The sequence below is a fragment of the Balneola sp. EhC07 genome, assembly GCF_001650905.1.
GTDB lineage: Bacteria > Bacteroidota > Rhodothermia > Balneolales > Balneolaceae > Balneola.
Window position 1 is genome coordinate 274,728 of sequence record NZ_LXYG01000018.1, and the last position, 16,861, is coordinate 291,588.

General features: G+C 35.2%; 12 protein-coding genes. 4 read left to right on the forward strand and 8 right to left on the reverse strand.

The window, feature by feature from the left end:
* Positions 1-48 precede the first annotated feature (48 nt).
* Positions 49-453, forward strand: a complete 405-nt coding sequence (locus A8B79_RS13110) for a hypothetical protein (protein ID WP_153038438.1) — start codon at positions 49-51, stop codon at positions 451-453.
* Positions 434-1,645: a hypothetical protein gene (locus A8B79_RS13115; RefSeq protein ID WP_066223502.1), complete on the forward strand. Its 1,212-nt coding sequence runs from the start codon at positions 434-436 to the stop codon at positions 1,643-1,645. Before A8B79_RS13110 ends, A8B79_RS13115 begins: the two co-directional genes overlap by 20 nt.
* Here A8B79_RS13115 and A8B79_RS13120 read toward each other — a convergent pair.
* Complete coding sequence (locus A8B79_RS13120) at positions 1,632-2,795, reverse strand: alkaline phosphatase (RefSeq protein WP_066223505.1); 1,164 nt, start codon at positions 2,793-2,795, stop codon at positions 1,632-1,634. The genes A8B79_RS13115 and A8B79_RS13120 overlap by 14 nt on opposite strands.
* Before the next feature lie 53 nt (positions 2,796-2,848).
* On the reverse strand, positions 2,849-4,408 hold the full coding sequence (locus tag A8B79_RS13125) for a DEAD/DEAH box helicase (RefSeq protein WP_235603726.1): 1,560 nt from the start codon (positions 4,406-4,408) through the stop codon (positions 2,849-2,851).
* Positions 4,409-4,535: 127 nt separating this feature from the next.
* Between A8B79_RS13125 and A8B79_RS13130 the strand changes: the two genes are divergently transcribed.
* Complete coding sequence (locus tag A8B79_RS13130; protein ID WP_066223509.1) at positions 4,536-5,234, forward strand: FKBP-type peptidyl-prolyl cis-trans isomerase; 699 nt, start codon at positions 4,536-4,538, stop codon at positions 5,232-5,234.
* Positions 5,235-5,304: 70 nt separating this feature from the next.
* On the opposite strand, the gene A8B79_RS13135 is transcribed toward A8B79_RS13130, so the two are convergent.
* From A8B79_RS13135 to A8B79_RS13160, 6 genes are all read right to left on the reverse strand, one after another.
* The gene (locus A8B79_RS13135; RefSeq protein ID WP_066223512.1) at positions 5,305-6,603 is read right to left on the reverse strand and encodes a hypothetical protein; all 1,299 of its coding nucleotides are present in this window, start codon (positions 6,601-6,603) and stop codon (positions 5,305-5,307) included.
* 283 nt (positions 6,604-6,886) lie between these two features.
* Positions 6,887-8,599 carry an exodeoxyribonuclease V subunit alpha gene (gene recD / locus A8B79_RS13140; protein WP_161485174.1) on the reverse strand — a complete coding sequence of 571 codons (1,713 nt, stop codon included), beginning with the start codon at positions 8,597-8,599 and terminating at the stop codon, positions 6,887-6,889.
* A complete protein-coding gene (gene recB, locus A8B79_RS13145; RefSeq protein ID WP_161485175.1) occupies positions 8,592-12,107 on the reverse strand; it encodes an exodeoxyribonuclease V subunit beta in 3,516 nt (1,171 codons plus the stop codon). Before recB ends, recD begins: the two co-directional genes overlap by 8 nt.
* Entirely contained in the window at positions 12,104-15,223 is a 3,120-nt protein-coding gene (locus tag A8B79_RS13150; protein WP_066223520.1) for an exodeoxyribonuclease V subunit gamma, read from the reverse strand. The genes recB and A8B79_RS13150 overlap by 4 nt, the downstream gene beginning before the upstream one ends.
* 51 nt (positions 15,224-15,274) lie before the next feature.
* Positions 15,275-15,541, reverse strand: a complete 267-nt coding sequence (locus A8B79_RS13155) for a hypothetical protein (RefSeq protein WP_066223522.1) — start codon at positions 15,539-15,541, stop codon at positions 15,275-15,277.
* Between the two features lie 3 nt (positions 15,542-15,544).
* Positions 15,545-16,300, reverse strand: a complete 756-nt coding sequence (locus A8B79_RS13160) for a ParA family protein (protein WP_066223524.1) — start codon at positions 16,298-16,300, stop codon at positions 15,545-15,547.
* Between the two features lie 189 nt (positions 16,301-16,489).
* Here A8B79_RS13160 and A8B79_RS13165 point away from each other — a divergent pair, with 189 nt between their 5' ends.
* Complete coding sequence (locus tag A8B79_RS13165) at positions 16,490-16,861, forward strand: acyl-CoA thioesterase (protein ID WP_066223525.1); 372 nt, start codon at positions 16,490-16,492, stop codon at positions 16,859-16,861.

Genomic DNA, 16,861 nt, shown 5'->3' on the forward strand with positions numbered 1-16,861 from the left:
ATTAATTATTCTATATTAAGTGATACGTTAATTTTTAAATACTTTGTATTGAAATCTTTTTTCTCTGCGGTTTTTGGTTTCGGATTTGGTTTATTTGTTGAAGGCTTTTCCCGAATTATTATTTCGTTCTTTCACAAACAAGAATTTTACTTTTTTGGAATAGAGTCTTTACCGGGCTTTTCATGGATACTGATCATTTATATCGTTTCATTTATGGCAACCTGGCTTGGAGTTATGTTAGCTCTTAGTATGGCTGATCCTAACTCAAAAAATGCATTTTATGTCATTACCTCCTTGATCGTTTTTTGGATAATATTTGAAACTTTGGCATCAATCAAAGTAGTACCGTTATGGTATTTAATGACGTTTCCAATTACTTCACTTCTTGGTTTATTTACTGCAAAATTCACATACAATCTTAATAGAACTCACAATGCGTCCTCTGATTCTTAGCATTTTTTTATTGATAGCTATAAACTGTTCATCTAACAAAGAATATTCAGTTAAAGAATTTACCTCTCCAAGTGGTGAAAATGCCTCGTTACCGCGACTATTTACGGATAACACCGGTACCGTATTTCTCAGCTGGGTTGAATCTAAAGGAGATACCTCTTCCCTGTTTTATTCCTCTCTTAATGATGATCAATGGTCTAAACCAAAACTCATTGCCAAATCTGATAGTTGGTTTGTAAACTGGGCAGATTTCCCTTCAGTAATTGGCAAAGACGGTAAAGCAGTAGCAGCTCATTGGTTGCAAAAAGTTCCCGGAGGCACTTACGCTTATAATGTCAATATTGCCGGTTCTGCTAACGACTGGGAAAACGTACTAACACCTCATAAAGATAATACACCAACTGAACATGGCTTTGTAAGTTTAACTCCTGCTTCGGATTCCACTTTTTTGAGTATTTGGTTAGATGGCAGAAATACAGCCGGTTCCGGTGGACATGATAGCCATACTTCAGGACTTTCTTCAGCGATGACTTTGAGGTCAGCATTCATCAATAATGATTTAAAGATTGAAGAGAGCTTTTTAATTGATGCAAGCGTTTGTGATTGTTGTGGAACAGCCGCAGTAAAGACTAAAAACGGTTTTATTGCTGCTTACAGAGACCGTACAGAAGATGAAATTCGGGATATATACATATCCCGTTTTATGAACGGTAAATGGGAAAAGCCTGTATCAGTTCATGATGATAACTGGGAAATAGCAGCATGTCCTGTCAACGGACCTGCAATAGCCGCACAAGGACAAACTCTTGCAATTGCATGGTATACCGGAGCCGGCGATACATCTCGTGTAAAACTTGCCTTTTCTAATGACGAGGGAAAATCATTTGAAACGCCTGTATTGCTAGATAACGGAAACCCACTTGGAAGAGTCGATGTTGAATTTATTTCGAACAACGAAGTATTGGTCAGTTGGATGGAAAGAAATATGGAAAATCGCTCAAAAGCATTTTTTGTAGCAAAGAGGATCACGACAGATGGAGAAATTCAGAATGAATTTGAATTTTCTTTAATGGAATCAAGCAGAAAAAGTGGATTTCCACAAATAAGCAGCTATAAAAAATCAATTATAGCTGCCTGGGCTGATGTAAGCGATCAGAACTCTTCTAAAATTAAAGTGGCTATTCTAGAATAAGAGGAAACTCACCAAAGTTCATTAATTCAGCTATTTTAATTCCAATATCTGTATTGTCATGCCATCCGGTAAACTGAATTGCATTAGGGCCATAAGCCATTAATGCTACGGGTACTCCGGTGTGATAATCAGTAACCCATTCAACTTTTAACTTATGAGGATCATCTGATGCTGTCATCATTGTCATGCCACCTGTTTCATGATCTGCAGTAAGTACTACTAACGTTTCGCCATCCTTCTCTGCAAATTCTAAAGCAGCTTTAACAGCATCGTCAAAGTCTTTCATTTCACGAATTACATACTCAGCATCGTTTCCATGACCACCCCAATCAATTTGACTGCCTTCAACCATCAGGAAGAAACCTTTTTCATTTGATTCTAATTTTGAAATCGCAGTGTTCGTCATCTCTTGTAGTGTAGGAGTTCTGTTCTCACTTTCTATTCCGGAATTAGCAAAAAGTCCTAAAACCTTATCTGTTTCAGAGTTTTGCATCTCTTCAGCTGTTGAAACATATTCATATCCATTAGATTCAAATTCCTCAATTATATTTCTGTCATCTTTACGTGAGCTTCCTTCCTGATTCTGAGGGATAAAGAACTCTCTTCCACCACCCAAAAATACATCATTACCGGAATTCACATATTGTTCAGCTATTTCATTCTGACTGCCTCTAGAACGCACATGAGCAGCAAAGCTGGCAGGAGTAGCATGCGTAATGGTAGAAGTTGCAACCAATCCTGTGCTCATTCCTTTTTCCTTAGCTAGTTCCAATAGTGTTTTACAATGAGAACCATCGGGTAAATAAGCTATCATTCCATTATCTGTTTTCATACCACAAGAATAAGCAGTAGCTCCGGCGGCGGAATCAGTAATTAATGAACTAGAAGATTGCGTTTTTACGATACCTGTAACAGGCATTCGTTGTAAGTTCAAATAGCCATCCGGTCCCACTATATTTAATTGACCTGAAGAAATTTGTGCTAATCCGGTTCCATCTCCAATTAACAAGATCACATTCTTGATCTTAGTTTCATTTACCATTGGTAAACGTTCCGTATTTGAAGTACTGGTTTTAACTACTTCAACTTCCTGGCTTTTAGTACATGCAAAGCTAAAAAGTAAAATTACTAGTATGCTTTTCAATTTCATTTTTTTGGTATTTTTTAAGTGAAATTAGTGTGTTAAGATTAACAGAATATAAACTACTTAGGAAGTTTAGGAATAAAAGATTTAATAAGCCCCCAAATTCCTTTTGATGGTTTGCGCACCTTTTGCTTTCTGTCCTTTGCTTTTTCAATTCGGTCAGGCCGGTCTTGCTTACTCCATAATTCAGGTTTTTTCTTCTCCTTCTCTTTCTTCTTGTCTTCCTTTTTATTGGGCTTTGTTTTCTTCTTTAACTTGACCTCAACTTTTTTCTTCTCATCTTTTTTAATTTCAGAAGGCTTTTTCTCAGTTTTTTCAGTTTTCTGAGCTTTGTTCTTAAGTTCTACTTTAACCTTTCCGTCCTTGTCTGTTGAAATTACAACCGTATCTTTTTCAACATTAATAGGTTTTGTACCATCAGAGATCTTCTTGTTTGTCTTAGTCTGTTGCTTTTTTGCCGGCTGAGTTTTTGGTTTAGGATTAGGAGATTCTTTTGCTGAAGATTTCTTTTCTTCCGGCAAATCAAGAATTTTGAGATCATCTCCTACTTTTTTCTTTATAGGCTCAAAATATTTCTCATCTGCTTTGCTCACTAAGGTGATCGCAATACCTTCTTTATCATAACGTCCTGTTCTTCCACATCTGTGGATATAGTCCTCAACAGCTCTTGGAACATCATAATTTATGATAACTGAAACGTTATCAATATCAATTCCTCTGGCTAAAACATCGGTAGCCACAATAACAGGAACAGTTCCGTTTTTAAAAGCTCTTAATGAAGCAGTTCTCTCTTCCTGAGATCGGTCTCCATGAATACTACCAGCATTGATGCCCTTTTTCTTGAGCGCTCTTTCTAATTCGTTTGTTCCCTTTTTGGTTGCAGAGAATATAATACAAGATGTCCAATCAAGCTCATCTAGGAGATCTTGAACAGCTCCTAGTTTCTTTCTTGGAGGAGCTTGATATGCTCTTTGATCAACTTGTTTTGAAGTTGTAGAAACTTCAATCTCAATTTTGACAGGATCCTTCATTACGCTTTTCATAAGCTTTTGAAGCTCTTTGGGCATTGTAGCCGAGAAAAGCATTGTATGGCGTTCTTTCGGAAGCTTATCGATGATATGATTTACATCAGGAAGAAAACCCATATCAAGCATCCTGTCCGCTTCATCAAGTACCAAAAAATTGATCTTACTGAAGTCAACATCCAACACTTTCATTTGATCTATCAGCCTCCCGGGAGTTGCAACAATAATATCAACACCGGCTCTTAAAGCATTTGCCTGTCTTGAAAAATCTTCTCCTCCAATTATAGTAGCCGAACTAATTCCAGAATGATAACCCAACGCAAAGATCTGTTCATCGATCTGCTGAGCTAATTCTCTTGTCGGTGATAATATTAATGCTCGAGTTCCCTCTGATGGATTTCGAAGTATTAATTCAATAATTGGTATTACAAATGCTCCGGTTTTACCGGTACCGGTTTGTGCTGCCCCTAAAATATCCTTGCCTTTTAAGGCTTCCGGAATGCTTTGTTCCTGAATGGGAGTAGGTTCTGAATAACCAACATCGTTCAATCCCATCTGAAGAGACTCATGGAGCTCAAAATCTTTAAATGTCAAAGTGCTAAATTTCTTAAAAGTTCTAAATCATATAAATATACACAGAAAGTACGGAATATATATTCCACTTTGGTGGTAATTTCCTTTACTTTTAGTACAAAATTTAAATATCAATCAAAAAAATACTATGACTTTTAAAAATTCATCAAGATTAGCCCTGTTTTTAGTTTTAATAGTTGGCTTAGCTTGTGACAATTCAAGTGATTCATCAATTAATAAAAATACAGACCTTTCTTCAGCTCAGGATAGCATAAGTTTTGCTTTAGGATACCAAAATGGAGATTTCTTCGCTCGCGAAGGAGCTACAGAATTTAGCTATGATGCATATATAGCTGGTTTTATTAATGGAATAGAGCAAACAGAAAAGCTGGACCAGGCAACAAGAAACTCATTAATGAATGAGTTTAGAGTTCAATTAACAGCTGCACAAAAAGAAAAGAACCGGTTAGAAGGTGAGGCTTTCTTAGCTGAGAACAAAACTAAAGAAGGTGTAATGGAAACTGAATCCGGCCTACAATACAAAGTGATTGAAGAAGGTACAGGAGTCTCTCCGGATCCTGAAAATACAGTTGTTGTTCATTATGAAGGCACATTCATTGATGGCGAAAAATTTGACAGTTCATATGATCGAGGTCAGCCTTATGAGTTACAATTAAATCGATTTGTTAGAGGTTTCACAGAAGGTGTAGCCTTAATGAAAGAAGGTGCAACATATATGCTATATATACCTTCAGATCTGGCTTATGGTGAGAACCCTAGACCGGGCGGACCTATCAAGCCTAATACCACTTTAGTTTTTAAGGTAGAATTAATTTCAGTGAAGTAAAGATTACTTAAAAAAAGAAAAGCCCGTGATCTAAGATCACGGGCTTTTTCATTGTCTTTTATTCAGCTGTTTATGAAGCAAGGTTTGTAAGTATAATTATACTTGTTACCGCTTCAAGATTAGCTTCGCTCATTGAAGTTGAGTTTGCATTATCATCTGAAGTTGATTCAACATCACTGAAGAACGTTGCAAAGATATTCAATGCAAGATCAGCAGAAGTTGTGCTTGAAATTGCATTCTCAAATATAGTTTTCGCACCAGTTTGAGAATTGATCTCTGTATTAACAGTGATCACAAAGTTAGCTTCTACTGAAGAATCACTTTCCATCGTAGTTTGTACTTCTTCCTGATACTCTTCAAAAGCAGTTTCTACGTCAGCTTTTACACCTACAGCTGTTCTTAGCGCAGCTTTAAGGGTTACACCAGCGTCTGCAATTGTTTGTTTAGATTCATCAGACATTTCAGAAGCCTCAGCTTCAGCTCTTACAGCAGCATCAATTGCGATACCGGCCATAATAGAAGTTTGAGTTCTTACCGAGTTTTCAACTTCTTCAGAAGCAGAATTTATGTTATTGATCATTACTCTTCCCCAAACTTCAATAGCTTGAGCAGCTTTATTCGCTTCAACACCAGCACTTACAAAAGCACTTGCTGTTGTTTCTATGAATAAATCATAAGCTTCGGTTTCAGCTTCTGTTGAACTTGCTGCTTCTAAATCTGCTTCAAGACGAGCTTGAGCATCTGCAAGTATTTCAAGTGTAGCTTCATACTTTTCTTCACCGTTTTCTTCTACTTCATTTGCAAAGAAATCAGCTCTTGCTTCAGCAGAACTAGCTAAAGAAGTAGCAAATTGAGATGCTAATGATGTATTACTTCTCACTTCACTCTCGTTTGCTGCGGTAACCATTGTCTCAATATCAGACTTAGTTACAAGATCAGCATCGCCTTGAGCTACGAGTCTTGCAAAAACATTACTCTCTGCAGTCGATTCGTTATCAATAGGCTTCAGAAGGATCGTTTGTCCATTTTCTACATTAGCAGAAAGGAAACCCATTGCTTCTGATCCATTATTTTCTGCAACTACAACAAAATTTTGTGCTGCGTTTGCATCAAATGAAAGAGAAAAATCTCCGTTTGCATCAGTAGTAGTTTCTGCTCCATCAATTGTATTGATAGAACCGCTTGAGGTTACAGTTGCCATTGTTACAACAGTGCCCTCAGGTAGTGCTTTGGCATTAGATTGAGACTGTTCAACATTACCATTCACGGTAGCTGAATCAGAATTATTATTACTGTCTGAGCATGCAAAGCCAAATACTGCAAGCATCAGAATCATTATTGGATATTTATAAAATTTGTTAGTCAACATATTTAGTTGTTTTGTTTTGATTAACTACTCTCTTGAACAAGCTATAGTACAAGTTGTTCCGAATAAGGGATTAAATTATTTTAAACATCCGATGTTGACTTATTGTCTTATGCGGTTATATTAGATTCTATTGATTTGATAATTAAGAATTTCTAAGGGATTTAATATCAAAAATACCTGATATTAAAATAGGAGATCAGATATCATCCAATCTCCTATGAATACGTTGGCTTTTTCGGGGTACAATCAGAAAGCTGTAGCGCATATGCGTTACGGCTTTTTTTTAAAGTCTATGGCCTAATTTTTCACGGATAGAACTGTTTCGCTTAATCTCACTACTTAGTGTTTGCTTTATCAGTTCCCTTTTTCCTATTACAAGAGTATTTTTACGCCCTCTTGTTACACCTGTGTACAATAATTCTTTAGAAAGAATAGAATTATGCTCCTCAGGCAAGAATATATATACTCTATTGAATTCCGAACCCTGGCTTTTATGAATAGTAATAGCGTAAGCTAAGCTAAAATTATGGAGCTCTGAGATCTTGACTTCTTTATCGTCCTCGAAATTGACAACAAACGAATTATCCTCAAGACGAATACATATTCCAATCTCACCATTACTAAGACCAAGTATTGGATCATTTTTTGTGATCATAATTCTTCGCCCGGCATACCATTCATTGATCACAGGAATTTTAAGCAAGCTTTTTATTTTACTTTCAATAAGTCGGTTCAAATTTTCGGTTCCAAAAACTCCTTTTTTATTAGAGCATAAAAACTGAGAATCGAATTTTTGATTTACAATCTCTTCTGAATAAGTGTTTAATAGACTATTTACATTTTCAGTGTCAGGCTCAAGTAACTGAACTTGATCAAAATCTCGAATTACTTCCTCGAATGATTTTAGATTTTTTTCATTAATTGCTTTTGCCAGTTGAGGAATTCCGGAACTTAATTCCGATCGATAGCTCTTGTTCAGTAAAACTATATGATCATTTAGAATATTAACTGAATGTGATCGGTGACATTCTACTCCATGCTCAGAAAGCATTTCTGTTATTTCACTTGTAAAGTAATTATCAGCTTCAAAACATATATCTCCTAATACCGAACCGGCTTCAACGGATGAAAGTTGATCTTTATCCCCAAGTAAAATGAGTTTCGCTGAGCTTTTCAGGGCTCTCAGCATACTTACCCACATTCTGATATCAAGCATTGATGCTTCATCAATAATTATTACATCCTGAAGTAACTTCTCATTTTCATTAAACCTGAATTCACCATCTGATCTTGCCCCAATTAGACGATGCAGAGTAATGGCTTTAAAATCCCCATTAATGTCTGATATCGATTCATTTAAACGATCAGCTGCTTTTCCCGTTGGAGCAGCAAGTGCAATATTGATTTGAGGGTTATAGATCTTAAGCGCTTCTATTATTTTTTTGGCCGTGTATGTTTTTCCGGTTCCGGGTCCCCCGGAAATGATCAAAAAAGATTTCGTTAACGATAAAAAGACTGCCAGCTTTTGATAATTTAGATCCCCATCGGTATCCGGAAAAAGTCTATTTACTTTATCAACTACATTTGAATCTATAAGAGCCGAGGGTTCATTTCTCTTCTTTTTTAACCAATTCACCAACTCATTCTCATAGCTCCAAAATTTATGGAGATACAGATTATTCTTTTCTAAAATGAATGGTTTGTATTCTTCAGGAGAGCCAATTATTTCGGACGAAACTAACTCGTGCTTTAATTTTGTTAGATCTATCTTATCAATTCCCAACTCTTGAGCAAGAATTGATTCACTTAACGACTCTAAATTAGTGCAAATATTTCCATTCAATTGATCGTTTACGGCAATTAAAGCACATTTAATGACATTATCTTCAATGTTCGGATAATTTCTTACCAGAAATTTTATAAACTCAAATTCGAATTGATCAATTTCATTCTCTTTGCGAAGCGATCTTAGAAATGGAGCCTTTATTTCAATCAATGGCATCCTCCATCAGTGTTGCTATCGATTCAATTATTTCCTCTTTTGGTCTATCGAAGAAAACACCTGAACCTGACCGTTCAGAATCTATTCCTCTTAAAAACAAATATATAACTCCTCCGAAATGTTCATTGTACTCAAATTCCGGCGTTCTGAGTTTTAGAAACTTATAAAGAGCAACCGAATAGATATGATACTGAAGATCATAGCTTGATGAGAAAATAGCATCTTGTAGTTTTTCAGCCGAGTAATCTTCTACTTCGTATCCTAAAAAATTACTTTTGTAATCAAGTATGTAGAACTTCCCTTTAAATCTGAAAATCAGATCGATAAAACCTTTCATAAATCCTGAAATGGATTCCTTTTTACTTTGAACAAGCTCAACATCTTTTCTTATTTCAGAAATAATCCGGTCAGCGGAAAGGTTTTTAACCGGAAAATAAAATTCCATTTCTTTTAAAAGAGATGACTCCTCAAGATCTTTAAGCCTCATATCTTCGAATAGCGGATGTTCTAAAGCCTCAAAGACCCATTCGTTTAGTACTTCTTTCCATTCAGGGTCAAACCCAAGTTGTTTTAACTTATCTGATACTACATCATCTACGCTTGAGTGATCACTAAATGAAATGTCTTCAAAAATAAAATGGAGTAAATTTCCTGTATCCGCTCCTTTTGGAAAGGTAAGTTTCGATCTTTTCGATTCTTCAAGTTCATCTGAAATGGTTTCCTCAACCGTCATTTCAAATTCATCATAATCTTTATGGTTATCAGTTTCATGATTTGAAGAAATAGAAGAAAAACTCAACACTCTTTTGAAATCAAAGAGATCTCCCCTTTTATTCTCCTGTACTGACAAACCATCTGAAAAGTCATTACTTAGTTCTCTCTTTACCGCTGTCCCTTCGAGAGAAGCATTCAACATGTCCATTGAAGTCAGGTATTCAATATTCTCACTTTCATTTAACACAGATAAACTTTCTTCAAAAAGCTGTTTTTTGTTTTTAGACTTGAGCGATTCATCAAAAATTATTTCAGGATCACATATGGTGCCAACCAATGGTGAATTATAAAGGCCTTTATAATTAACAAAAGGAACTATACAAGCATATTTAGCCCGTGTAAAGGCAACATAATTTAATCTGATAGCATCTGCTAATGACTCCCTCCTTCTTTGTAAAACAATTTCTTCGTCCGGGTTTTTAGAAAGATCAATACAAAGCCGATTCTCTTTATCATGATATTCGGTAAGTTTTAATCCTTTTGAACCCGAACTTTCGAAATCATCCCATAAAAAAGGAACTAACACAATGGGGTACTCAAGTCCTTTACTGGAATGAAGTGTTGAAATCGTAACAAGATCGGAATCACTTTCCAGCCTTATCAATTCATCATCAGTTACAGTTGAATTCTTTTTTGTCTTTTTATTCAAGTATCTGATCAAGGTGTAAATAGAAGCATTGGTCTTTTGCTCTTCCTGAGACAGAAGTTCCAGTATATGTTCTAAATTCGTTATCCGACGTTCAGGCTGATCTTTTTTGGCCAGATTCTCTCCTATCTTGAAAAAAGAATCCAGAATTTTAAATCCTGAGGTCAAGCCTTTTTCAGTAAAGTTTTCTTCTGCTTGTAAAAAAGCACGACTGATCTCTACCCATCTTGCATCATTTCTTTCTAGATCAATTATATCTTTTGCATTGAAACCCGCTAAAGAAGTAACAAGTGCCGCTCTGACCATTCCCGGATTTGAACTATCGGCAACCGCTTTTAAAATGATCAGGAGGTCTTTGCTTTCTCTACTATTAAATACTGATTCCCTGGCTTTTACTGAGCTTTTGATATTCTTTGCAATTAATGCCGACTGAATAGCTTGAGCTTCTACTCCTTTCCTTACCAAAACAGCAATATCCTTAGGCTGTACGAGACGGTTATCAATTCTAAAATCTTTACTTAATAACTCTGAAATTTGTTCAGAAACGTATTCGCAGACAACATCTGAACATTCTTCTTTTTTACCGTCAAATTCACAATCAACTATCGAAAACGGGACACAAGGTTTTCCGTTTAATTTTAACTGAGGTGTTTTTTTATTCTCAGGATATTTAGCTGACCGGAACTTCGGATTTTGACCTACAAAGGGAGTTTCTTTGTTCTCAAATATCTCATTTACGGATGAGATCATCTCTTTATTTGAACGATAATTATGATCCAGAGAATATTTTCTTTCGTCAGGCACATCTTTCGTTGCTTGAAAATAGGTAAACAGATCTGCTCCTCTGAAACTATATATCGCTTGTTTAGGATCACCGATCATGAACAAAGCTGATGAAGATCCTTTAAAAATACTTTTGAAGATCGAATATTGTATGGGATCAGTATCCTGAAACTCATCTACCAAAGCAACCGGATAAAGAGCTGAAAGTTTATTTTGCAGATCTTTGTTCAGGTTTTCATCTACCTTTTGAAGAATATCATCAAATGTGAGAACATTATCTTTATCCTTTTGAGCAGAGATCTTTTTCTGAACTTCCTGAATACATTCTATTTTAAAGTGAGATACGATCTTATCCATTTCTGCAGATCTACTCAAAAAGACATCTATCAGCTCACAAATCTCAGGAAATTCAGGGTTAAAACTTTTATTCGTTCCCTTATCCATCTTTGTGAGTCCAAATGATTCTAGTTTTTCAAAACCACTTAACGGAGTTTCTGATTGACTTATCCAATCTTCAAAATTTTGAAAATAGATCTTAAAAGATCCCGGTCTGTACCACCCACCATGCATTTTCCCTGAAAAAATAATTTCTTCAAGTTCTGCTTTATCCTCTTGCCACCTTTCCTGAATTCTTAAATAAGCTTCCTTTATATCATTAAAAATGAGATCTCTTTCAGTTTCAGTAAGCAAAGCCGGCTTTAAACTGGCATATGGTTTATTAATTACTTGTTTTAAAAGTCCTGCTAGATTATCAGGATTTATCTTATCTGAAATAAAATGATCAATTAGTTTTCTGCCCACGCTAGATTCAGAATGATCACGAATAAATTTTCTCCAGAACTCATCCACATTTTCTTGTATCAGATCAGAAGGATCGGTCAAAATTTTAAAATCAGATTGAACGTTAAGTTCGGTACTGAATTCTTTCAATAACTTTTGACAAAATCCATGAATAGTAGAAATAACGGACTCATCGAAAGTAAAAAGTGCAGATTGTAATTGTTTTAATGATTGTTTTGGATCTCTTTTTAATAATTCCTGAAGAAAAGGATCGTTGTGCGGGTTTCCATTTTTAAATGCATTTATACATTCTGAAATTCTTGATCTGATGCGTTGTTTAAGCTCTGCCGTGGCATCTTCAGTAAATGTAAGAACAAGGATCTCAGACGGTGATAATTCCTGATCAATTAAAGCTCTGATATACAGAGAAGTGATATTGTATGTTTTTCCGGTCCCTGCACTCGCCTCTACAAGATTAAGGCCTTTAAACTCAATATTAAAAACATCTAGAGACTTCAAGACATATCTCCTATTGCTTTTAAAATTGGGAGCCATAACTCTTTGGATGACTTTTGAAAAGGCTCACTTTCTATGAAATCAATGTCAGAATACATTAGATTATTATAGTAGCTATCGCTTTCTGAAAATTCTCCCCAACCATTCCAGATTGCTTGTGCACTTTTGATCGCCTCTTTATCCGATCCGGTTTTGAAATGAGTTTTTGCAAATTCAAAACTGCTTTCTACTGGGTAAACTTGAGATGCAGGTTGCTCCAGTGCTTTATGATAGAATTTAATCAGACGGATTAACTCAGCGTCAGGGCTTATTGTCTTTGCGTTTATTTTTAAACTTTTAAGCTCCTCTTTTTCAAAATAAAACAACTCACTGGTAAAATCGGATTCAAGGTTTAAGGAAATATGATTTAACCATAGTTTTAGTACGTTCTTACCTTTTAATGATCCTAATCTGATCTCTACATGTGAATCTTCAAAAACATTACTGACTATTCCATTAAGAGTATAGGGTTTTAAAGCTGAACCACTATCTATTTCCATTCTGGATTTTGTTTGCAAGTCATATTTTTCCCGAACCAGATTAAGCTTATTTATTAGCTTCAGGTTAGTTTTAAAGTCTATTTCACCCGGATAACCCTCCGGAACCAGTCCTTTACTTTTAGAAGCTGACCTGATCTGCTCAAAGTCTATATTTTCAAATAGTGACTCCTGTAGAAAATCTTTTAAAAAATACTTATCGAGCATTTTTGTTTCGAACAGTTCACGATCGCTTGGATCATTGAAATCATCATAGTTAGAGATACCAAGTTTTTCTCTGCATAATGTCTTTGGTGGATCTGCAAAAAAAGAAACGAGTTCACTAAGTGAAATTTCGAATTTATTAGCCTCTTCCTGAAAGGTCATATCTTGCTCGAATAAATTGTCGTTCTCAGGCTCATTTTCATAAATAAATTTTGTAAGCAACTTTCTTCTATCAGAAAAGCTTATTAGATCTGCATCATTTTTGTTGAAATATTCCTTTTCGAAACCGTGTAATCTGTGCTTTTGAATACTTAATGATACCCCACTAGCCTTGCAGGTCTCTATTAATTCCTGAAGAAGTACAGATGGCATTGATTCCACAATTGACTGGCTATTCTGTCCCAAATAACTAATGTGTAATTTCTCTTTTGCAGAATGGATCATGTCAAAAAACAAATATCTTTGCTCTTGCTTTTCGATTCTGTCGCCCGGAATAGGATGTCGATGTATCAAATCATAATCAGGTCGCAGAACAGGCGATGGAAGCACTTTATCATTAAGACCAAGTATTGCAACAAATTTATAGGGAATATTACGATTAGGTACATATTCACTTAAGTTTACACCATGACCAAATGAGACCGTAGCAGAATTAGATTCCTTAAATTGCTTCTTTAGCCATATTGAAAACAACTCAAAATTGATGGTATGGTTAATATCAACTGCTTCTATTTTAGCTTGTAGTTCCTGAAGCCTGCTTATCAAACTCTTTACCTGAAACTCACCATCATATTCTTTTAATAAGAAATTCTCAGCGAGCACAACCATTTTTCTTAACCAATCTGAAAATGTATTTGCCCCTTGCAATGAAGAAATATGGTCTTTAAGGTTTGATATAAAAGATGATAATTTAGCAAGCAAAGCAAGAGATTCTGAATTCAAAAACTTTGAATAGACGGATTTTCCTTCTACCAGCTTGAAGGAATCAGATTCCATTGTATAACCAAAGAATAGTCTGTCTAAGCCGGTTAGCCATGAGAAGACAGAATCATTTACTCCACGATGTACATGAAGATCAACCACCCATTTCCGTATTATTTTTTGCTCGTCCTCTGAAAATTTCCATTTATCTGATATAATTGGATTGTTAATGAACTCCAGAACGGAATTAACTTTAAAATCTGAATTCAATACAGATAAAAGTTCTAAAAAAGTATTTTTTGGTAACTGAGAGCGATCTTCAAATGCCTTTCCCAGTGGAATATTAGGTTCATTTACAGCTTCAGAAAGAACATCAATCAATATGTTTTTATAATCATCTATTTTAGGAACCAGAATCATACATTCTTCTGGTTTTAGTTCAGGATCTTCATTAAAAGCTTTAAGCAACTTATCTTTTAGTAATTCCGCTTCTCTTCTGATATTATAGCAGGAATGGATTTGTAAAGTCTTGTCTCCTAGTCCAGTATCTGTTGTAATCCTATTCTGAAGAATTCCCTGAACTTTTTTTAGCGTTGAAGATTCAAAATTCTCTTCAGGAATCGGCACTTTCTGAACATCACCCCCGGCACTTTGCAGGCTGTCATCAACAACCAGTTTATTATCAAGATGTGTTTTTAAAAGCGATTGTGAGAAAGAATTGTCATCAGAATTATTTACCACTTTTTCATAAGCATATCCAAAATCATGAACGTCAATTTTGTTAGCTAATAAAGATATAATATCTGCAAAGGGTTTTGAGTAATGAGGAAGACTAAAAATCCATATTTTGTCCGGTAATTTAGCAACCGGAAAAGAGCCAACACTGATCCATTCTTCCAGCGAATTAAATGCATCAACTCTAGTTACAACCTCCTCTTTTGTTGACCAGAAATCTGATAATTTTCGCCACAACTTCGCTTGCCAAATTTCATGCTTTGTATGATAATTGAGCTTATTCTCCTCCCATTTCTGAATTAATTTAGGTCGAAATACCTGATACAAATCAAAAACGTCCGAGATAGAGGTACTGAGCTGAAGTAATAATTTTGGATCTAAGGATTCTTTTCCTGTGATCTCCCGAACCAAATAATTATCATTATTAAGTATCTCAAATATAGATACTTGCATAGGTAATCGATCAGATGGCAGATTCTTTGGTAGTTCAGGTCTGTGTAACCTATACAGTTTCCATAAAAACTCCGATGGCAAAATGAATTCGTTATTAGCAGAAATTGATCGTTTGCTAGCTTCCTGCAACTTTATCCATTGCTGCATTTCATTGTTTTGAACAATAATCCAGTTTTTGGAAAAAGGATCCAATGGAGAATTCTTAGATAGGATATCTAAGAATTTATCGGATAAATTTATAATAGAATTAGAAGTGTATTCGAAAAACATATGCCATTTTATCTGGCAAAAGTATACAAAATTGGAAGGGTCAAATCAGAACTATTCTTTCTGATTTTCTTTATCAAGCATTACTTTTAAGAAATCATTTACAACAGAACTGTATGATTCGCCTTTCTGCTCTGCAACTGCTTTAATTCTGTCAATAGTCTCTTCATGTAAATAATAGCTTGTCACTTTTTTCTGCTTAGGTTTTTCGACATTACTAGTATCAGAAGTGTCTTGAGTATTTTTAATAAAATCGAATGAGGCATGACTCTTTAAGCTGTAAGCTAAAGGATTATGTCCCAAACTCGTTTTTTTAGACATTTTCTAATGGCCGTTCTTTATTTCCTTAGCTAGTGCAAAGTAATCTTTTGCCCCATTACTCTTCCCATCATATTCAAAGATGGTCTTGTGATGACTTGGAGCTTCTGCGAGCGCAACATTATCTCTTATAATTGTACTAAATACCTTATCTCCGAAATAGTCTTGTATATGCCCTACTACCTCTTTGTTAAGGTTTTTACGACTATCATAGAGTGTACAAATAATGCCTCCTACTGCTAACCTGTTATTCAACCTTTGCTGTACTATTTTTATTAAATCTAATAATTTAGATAAGCCATGAAGTGCTAAATATTCTGATTGAAGCACTATAAATATGTCTTCAACAGCAGTAAAAGCATTTAACGTTAACAGACCAAGGTTAGGTGGGCAATCAATAAGTACAAAATCATACTCATCATCTTTAATTTGCTCAAGCACATTTTTTAGCAATCCCTCTCTGGCAGGTTCGTTAGCCAGTTCTAGTTCGGCTCCGGATAATTCTAAAGATGACGGGATAAAATCAAAACCATTGTGTTTTACAATAGCTTCATGCGCCTTAGCTTTACCCTTCAACGTATGATAAATAGTTTTTTCCATACGATTGGAATGCATTTTTAATGAGTACGTAAGATTAGCTTGAGGGTCAAGATCAATTAATAATACTTTTTTTCCCAACTTAGCTAAACCGGCACCAATATTAATGGTTGAAGTTGTTTTACCAACACCACCCTTTTGGTTTGTTAATGCAATAGTTTTCATTCTGTATAGAAAATTTTGTCCTTGTTCTGAGTATTTCTTCTATACTTATAGAGATTGAGTAGTGCCCATTGTTACATTTCATTTCCAAACTTTAGATTAAAAAATGCTTAAGTATTAGAATCTACATATTGAACAAACCTATTTGGTTCAATGTGAATAAACATCGTACCTTTAGTAAAAAATATTTTCATGCGATTTTTTAGTAGAAAACTCATTAAGCCACAAGATCTTAACGCTCATGGAACGTTGTTTGGTGGAACAGTACTGAGCTGGATTGATGAAGAGGCAGCTATTTTTGTTTTGTGCCAACTGGGCAAAGGCAATATTGTTACTAAATATATGTCAGAGATCAATTTCGTGAATTCAGCACCATTAGGTGAAGTTATTGAAATTGGAATGGAAACAGTTAAATTTGGAACAACTTCTATTACAGTTAAATGTGAGGTTCGAACGAAATTTGAAAAGAAAACGATTATCACAATAGATGAGATAATCTTTGTTCATTTGGATGAGTTTGGCAAACCCTCGCCTCATTTTATAAAAGAAGCAGTAAACGAATAA

What these genes read in the sequence shown, in the direction of transcription:
- A8B79_RS13120 (WP_066223505.1), bottom strand. Translation starts at nt 2,795, where the DNA reads ATGAAATTGAAAAGCATACTAGTAATTTTACTTTTTAGCTTTGCATGT.
- A8B79_RS13135 (WP_066223512.1), bottom strand. Translation starts at nt 6,603, where the DNA reads ATGTTGACTAACAAATTTTATAAATATCCAATAATGATTCTGATGCTT.
- A8B79_RS13150 (WP_066223520.1), bottom strand. Translation starts at nt 15,223, where the DNA reads ATGTTTTTCGAATACACTTCTAATTCTATTATAAATTTATCCGATAAA.
- A8B79_RS13115 (WP_066223502.1), top strand. Translation starts at nt 434, where the DNA reads ATGCGTCCTCTGATTCTTAGCATTTTTTTATTGATAGCTATAAACTGT.
- A8B79_RS13165 (WP_066223525.1), top strand. Translation starts at nt 16,490, where the DNA reads ATGCGATTTTTTAGTAGAAAACTCATTAAGCCACAAGATCTTAACGCT.
- A8B79_RS13130 (WP_066223509.1), top strand. Translation starts at nt 4,536, where the DNA reads ATGACTTTTAAAAATTCATCAAGATTAGCCCTGTTTTTAGTTTTAATA.
- A8B79_RS13155 (WP_066223522.1), bottom strand. Translation starts at nt 15,541, where the DNA reads ATGTCTAAAAAAACGAGTTTGGGACATAATCCTTTAGCTTACAGCTTA.
- A8B79_RS13160 (WP_066223524.1), bottom strand. Translation starts at nt 16,300, where the DNA reads ATGAAAACTATTGCATTAACAAACCAAAAGGGTGGTGTTGGTAAAACA.